The organism is Hypericibacter sp. (genome assembly GCF_050729195.1).
Classification (GTDB): Bacteria; Pseudomonadota; Alphaproteobacteria; order Dongiales; family Dongiaceae; genus Hypericibacter.
The window spans coordinates 1-6,495 of the sequence record NZ_JBOHKS010000317.1; the positions used below are offsets into that span (position 1 = coordinate 1).

The window sequence follows — 6,495 nt, forward strand, 5'->3', positions numbered from 1 at the left end:
GTTGAGCTCGATCGCCAGCTCGCCGCCCATCGGCATGGCGTCGCGCGCATTGATGGCGAGATTGAGGATTGCAGCCTCGAGCTGGCCGGCATCGATCTGCGCCGGCCAGAGGCCCGGCTGCATGCGCGTCTCGATCGAGATCGATTCGCCCAGCGAGCGCTGCATCAGGACCATCATGCCGCCCACCAGTTCCGAGAGATTGGTGGCCTTGGGCAGCAGCATTTGGCGGCGCGAGAAGGCGAGCAGCCGGCGGATCAGCGCCGCACCGCTTTCGGCCGCGTCGAGGGCCGTCGACAGCAACGACTGGGCCTTGGTCCCGCCCGGCATCTGCGCCGCCAGCAGATCCAGATTGCCGACGATGACGCCCAGCAGGTTGTTGAAGTCGTGTGCGACGCCGCCGGTGAGCTGGCCGACCGCTTCCATTTTCTGGGCCTGGCGCAGCTGGGCTTCCATGGTCAGGCGCTCGGTCATGTCGAAGGCCATGCCGAAGAAGCCGGCGACCTTGCCGTTGGCGATGACATGCGGGACGTAGAGCATCTCGATGTCGCGCGGGGGGCCGGCCGGGTACTGACGGTGCAACTGCACCTTCACCGCCTTGCCGGCCTTGGCCTCGCGGACATAGGGCAGCATGAAACGATAAGTCTCGGCATCCATGAACTCCTGCATGGTCTGGCCGACCAGTTCTTCGGCCGGCCTGCCATACCAGCGCTCGGCGGTGGCATTCACGAACTGCAGGCGCTCGTCCATGTCCATATAGCCGATCGAGATCGGCAGATGGTCGGTCATGAGCTTGAGGCGGGCGGCGCCCTCCGTCAGGGCGCGCTCCGCTTCGCGCAGCTCGGTGATGTCCTGGATCGTACCGGTGGCGCCGGCGACCTTGCCGTCCGGCGTCCGGTCCCATTCCCCGCGCTCGCTGATGGTGCGCCAGTCGCCGCTGGCATGCTGGATGCGATATTCGATCGAATAGACCAGGATACGCATGGCGGTGAAATCGCCGAACACCAGCTTGAGGCCCTCGCGATCGTCCGGATGGACGAAGCGTTCCAGATATTGGACGTTGGTCATGCGCGCGAGGCGCTCGACGGGAACGCCGAAGATGGCCGCGGCCTCCGAGGAATAATGCGAGGTCGCGCTCTGCCAGCCGTCAGGCCGCTCGGTCATGTTCCAATGCCAATAGGCCAGCTTGGCGATCTGCTGGGCGCGCTTCAGCTGCGCCTCGCTGCGCCGCAGCGCGGCTTGGGCCTCGACGCGCTCCGTGATGTCCTGCAGCACGCCGGTGGCGCCGATGACATTGCCGGCGGAATCATAGTCATACTGGGCGATCTCGTGGATCCAGCGCCAGGTGCCGTCGCTGTTGCGACCGCGATAATCGATCTCGTAGCGGGTGAGCTCGCCGGCCAGCGAGCGCGTCAGGATGTTGAGAACGCGCGCCGCGTCCTCCGGATGCACGAAGCGGCGGACCCATTCGTCCGTCGGAATCCGCAGCTCTTCCGGATCGACACCGAAGATCTCGGCCGCGACCGCGGAGAAATACGCCGCCCCTTCGCCGACGGGCCGGTCGGTGGTGTCGGCGCGCCAGACCCAATGGCCGACGCGGGCCGTCCTCTGGGCGCGGATCAGGAGCGCCTCGCTGTGACGCAGGGCCTGGTCCGATTCGACCCGCGCCGTGATGTCGAGGATCACGCCCGTGGCGCCCATGCGATGGTCGTCGTCGTCCGTATCCCACTCGGCGATCTCGTGGATCCATTTCCACTGGTTCTCGCCGAAGCGGATCCGGTATTCGGCCTCGTAGCGCCGGTCGCCGGCGAGGAAGAAACGGTCGTAGATGTCCTGGATGCGGGCACGATCGTCCGGATGGACGAAATGCACGACGAACTGCCGGTCGGGAACGACCAGGTCGTCGGGCTGGACGCCATAGATCTGGGCCGCGGTATCCGAGTAGTAGATCGCGCCTTCATGCCAGCTGTTGCTGTTCGGGTTGGGGCGCCAGCGCCAGTAACCGAGCTTGGCCACTTCCTGCGCGCGCGTCAGCAGCTTCTCGCTCTCGCGCAACGCCGTTTCGACATTGCTGCGATCGGTGATGTCCTGGAGGGCGCCCGATGCACCCGTGACGCGCCCGTCCGGTCCGTAATCCCATTCGCCGGTATCGAACACCGTCCGCCATTCGCCCGTCACCCCATGACGGACCCGGTACCCGACGGCATAGGATTGCGTCTTCTCGGCATTGAATTCCTCGAACACCTGCCGGACGCGCTCGCGGTCGGAGGGATGGATGAAGCGGTCGACCAGCTCCTCGTCGGTGCCGCGGAGCTCTTCAAGTGAGATTCCGAAAATCGCCGAGATCGAGGGCGAATAGACGTAAGGGGCTTGGCGCGGGTCCGGCAGCGTGGGGTCGAAGGCCCAGTGCCAATAGCCGAGCTTGGAAATCTCCTGGGCGCGGGTCAGAAGTTCCTGGCTGCGCTGCAGGGCCCGGTTGGTCTCGACGCGCTCGGTGATGTCCTGGATGGCGCCGGAAGCGCCGGTCGCGCGGCCATCGGGGCCATATTCCCATTCGCCGCTATCGAACACGGTCCGCCATTCGCCGCTGGCATGGCGGATGCGGTACTCGGTGGCGTAGGAGCGTATCTTGAGGGCGGCGAAGTCGACGAGGATCTGGCTGAGCCGCGAGCGATCGTCGGGATGAAGGAATCGCTCCACGAACTCCTCGTCGGTCAATTCGAATTCGCTCAGCGCGACGCCGAAGATCTCGCTGATGGAGTCGGAATAGATGTGGGGCGCCTGGCCGGGGTCTTCCACGGTCGGATCGCCATGCCAGTGCCAATAGGCGAGCTTGGCGATTCGCTGCGCGCGCAAGAGCATGTCCTCGCTGCGGCTCAGGGCACGCTTGCTGTCGACCTGCTCGGTGATGTCCTGGAAGGCGCCCGTGGCCGAGACGGACTGGCCGGAATCGTCATAGTCCCAGGCCGTGATCTCGCGCAGATGACGCCATCCGCCCTTGCCGTCGGTGATGCGGAAATCGATGGCGTAGCGCTCGATCTCATGGCGGCTGAAGCGGCGATAGGCATCCGAGACGGCGCTGCGATCGTCGGGATGAACGAAGCGTTTGAGATATTCGCGCGTGGTGACCTGCAGCTGCGATTTGTCGACGCCGTGGATTTCCGCCGCGGTATCGGACCATTCCATGATCCGTGACGGGGTGCCGTCCCAGCCACCCTCGGTCCACTGCCAATGGCCGATGCGCGCGATCTGCTGGGCGCGATGGACCTGGGCCGCGTTCCGGCGCATGGACTCTTCGACCGCCAGGCGCTCGGTGATGTCCTGAAGAACCCCGGTCGTGCCGAGCGGAAGCCCGTCCGGGGTGAAGTCCCACTCCGCGACGTCATGCACGGTCCGCCATTCGCCCGAGGAATGCCGGATGCGATAGCGCAGCGAATAACTGGTGATGTCGCGCTTCAGGAAGCGCGCGAGCGTGGCGATGAATCCGGCCCGGTCGTCCGGATGCACGAACCGGGTCGCATAGTCCTTCGAGCCGAGCGCCAGCTCCGCGGCGGAAACGCCATGGATTTCGGCCGCTTCCGGCGAGAACTCGATGGCCTCGGGCAGGCCGACGCCGTCCGGCCCGCAGCGCCAGAGCCAGGTGCCGAGCTTCGCCATGCGCTGCGCGCGCGCCATCATGGCGGAGCGCCGCCGCTCGGTCATCTGCGCTTCCAGCCGGTCGGTGATGTCCTCGACGATGCCGGCGACGCCCGTCAACTCGCCTTCGGGCCCATGATCCCAGGTCGCGAACTCACGCAGGGTGCGCCATTCGCCATCGGCGCGGCGCGCCCGGTAGGTGATCTCGAGCGAAGGATGGCTGGGGCTGCGGAACACGGTCCAGACATCCATGACGCGCTGGCGATCCTCGGGATGCACGAAGCGTTCGAGGAACCGTTCCGGCGGGATGTCGAGCTCGGGAATCGAGACGCCGAAAATGTCGGCGACTTCCTGGGAGTGGTGATACTGGCCATGAAAGGCGAAGGGATCCTCGCCGATGGCGGTCCAGCGCCAGGAGCCGATCCGTGCCATCCGCTGTGCGGAGGCGAGCAGCGTCTCGCTCTGGCGCAGGCGCGCCTCGAGCTGGTTGCGGTCCGTGATGTCCTGGACGACGCCCGCGGCGGCAACCGGCTTTCCCTCCGCCGACAGGTCCCATTCGCCCGCTTCATGCACCGTGCGCCAGTCGCCGGAGGCATGGCGGATACGATACTCGATCGAATACTGCAGCAGCTGACGGCGCCGGAAGCGCATGAAGATGGAGCGCGAGCGGTCCCGGTCGTCCGGATGGACGAAATGCTCCACGAAATCGAGCGTGTCGTAACCCGGCTCATTGAGATTCACGCCGAAGATCTGCTCGATGCCGTCGGAGTAGGCGCAGGCCATGCGCAGGCCGTTGTCGTCGATCGGGCCCGACAGATGCCAGAAGGCGAGGCGCCCGATGCGCTGGGCGCGGCGCAGCATGATCTCCGCGGCCGTCTCGCTCGGCACAGCCGTGGGCGAGGGCGCGGCTTCCAGCGTGCGCATCTTCGCCAAGATCGGATTGGGCAGCTTCGGCAGTGGCATCATCGTCTCGAAAACATATCTGTCAGAAGCGGCGCGGTGACGGAGGTCGCGTCGCCGCAACGCCGGTTGGCACTCGGCGCGCAGTCCTTTCCCGATCCGACCGCAGCGTTCCCGCCGCGCGGCCGAGCGATCCTCGATGGTCCTGCGGACCCCGCCGACCGACCAGTATCGCAAGATTTAGTAAAGATTGATTAATCGAGACTAAGAGGCTGATAGGGCGCGTCTTTTGGGCGCCCCATTGCGGGACTCGCCAGCTACAGCCGGTTCAGCGGCATCCGCAGGTAAACCGTGCCGTTGCTGTCGGGCGCCGGCATTTGCCCCGCCCGCATATTGACCTGGATCGAAGGAATGATCAGCGCCGGCATGTCGAGCGTCTTGTCGCGGCCTTCGCGCATGGCGACGAAGGTCGCTTCGTCGATTCCGTCATGGATGTGGATGTTCTTGGCGCGCTGCTCGGCCACGGTCGTCTCCCAGACGAAATGATCGCGGCCGGGCGCCTTGTAGTCGTGGCAGAGGAAGATGCGTGTCGCCGGCGGCAGGGCCAGCAAGCGGCGGATCGAGCGATAGAGCTGGCGCGCGCTGCCGCCGGGAAAGTCGCAGCGCGCCGTTCCATAGTCGGGCATGAAGAGCGTGTCGCCGACAATCACCGCATCGCCGATCAGATAGCTGATGCAGGCGGGCGTGTGGCCGGGCGTATGCATCACCTGCGCCTCGAGCGATCCGATGGGAACGCGGTCGCCATCGGCGAAGAGGCGATCGAACTGCCGCCCGTCGGGCTCGAGATCGCTCGCGTTGAAGACCGGCTTGAAATGGCGCTGGACGTCGCCGACGGCGGCACCGATACCGGTCCGCGCGCCGGTCTTCTCCTTGAGATAGGCGGCGGCGCTCAGATGGTCGGCATGGACATGAGTCTCGAGGATCCAAGTAATCTCGATTCCGCCCACGGCCGCCGCGGCCAGGATCCCGTCGGCCGTTTTGTGGCCGGTGCGACCCGACTTCGGATCGAAATCCAGCACCGGATCGACGATCGCCGCTTTGCGCCTGTCGGGATCGATGACGAGATAGGAGACGGTGAAGGTCGGTTCATGAAAGAAGGACTGGATGGTCGGATTCATGAATCACCTGTCGCGCGGCGGGGTCCCCTCTATCTCATTTCCCGGCGTAAAGTTCCATCGAAAGGCTAGGGGTTGATCGCCGTCACGATCCAGATCGCGGCGGGGAGCGGCACCGACTGGCCGCGCTGATAGGGCGCCAGGATCTTCCGCACCGAGGCCGCGACGGCGTCGCGGACGGCGGGCGGCTGGCCCTCGACGGCGCGGCTGGTAGCCCCGATCTCCAAGGTGGCGCTGACCGCGGCCTCGAGCCCGCGGCCGGCGGCGATGTCGAAGTCGAGGTCGACCATCTCCGTCCGGATCGCGCCGAAGCCCGCTTCGCCCAGGATCCGGCGCACCCGCTCTTCGCTGGCGAAGGCGAAGGGACCCGGATCCTCGGCCCCCAGCTTCGGCAGCGGCGGCACATGCTCATAGGCGGCCTTGAGCGGCACCATCATCCAGGGATTATCCTTGGAATCGCGGAAGCAGGAGAATGCAAGGCGGCCCTTGGGTTTCAGGCCGCGTCGCAAATTCGCGAAGGCGCGGGCAGGCTCGGCGAAGAACATCACGCCGAAGCGCGAGTACAGCAGGTCGAAATGACCGGCGGGCAGCGGATGGGTGGTCGCATCGGCCTGCAGGAACTCGATCGGCATGCCGGCCGGCCGGCGCTCCCGGGCGCGCGCCAGCATGGGCGCGGAGATGTCGAGACCCAGCACCTCGCCGGTGCGGCCGACCGCCTGGCCGAGCTCGATCGTGGTGCCGCCGCAACCGCAGCCGATATCGATCACCCGTTCACCCGGCCGCACCG

The 6,495-nt window shown here is 66.2% G+C and carries 3 protein-coding genes; all 3 read right to left on the minus strand.

The genetic code is table 11. From position 1 onward, the window contains the following. The coding region (locus tag ACREE8_RS25825; RefSeq protein ID WP_431575898.1) for a PAS domain-containing protein at nt 1-4,599 on the minus strand (4,599 nt) is incomplete at its 3' end. A gap of 251 nt (nt 4,600-4,850) precedes the next feature. Continuing rightward, nucleotides 4,851-5,711 carry an MBL fold metallo-hydrolase gene (locus ACREE8_RS25830; RefSeq protein WP_431575899.1) on the minus strand — a complete coding sequence of 287 codons (861 nt, stop codon included), beginning with the start codon at nt 5,709-5,711 and terminating at the stop codon, nt 4,851-4,853. Between the two features lie 65 nt (nt 5,712-5,776). Further along, on the minus strand, nt 5,777-6,495 hold a 719-nt coding region (locus tag ACREE8_RS25835; protein ID WP_431575900.1), incomplete at its 5' end, for a class I SAM-dependent methyltransferase.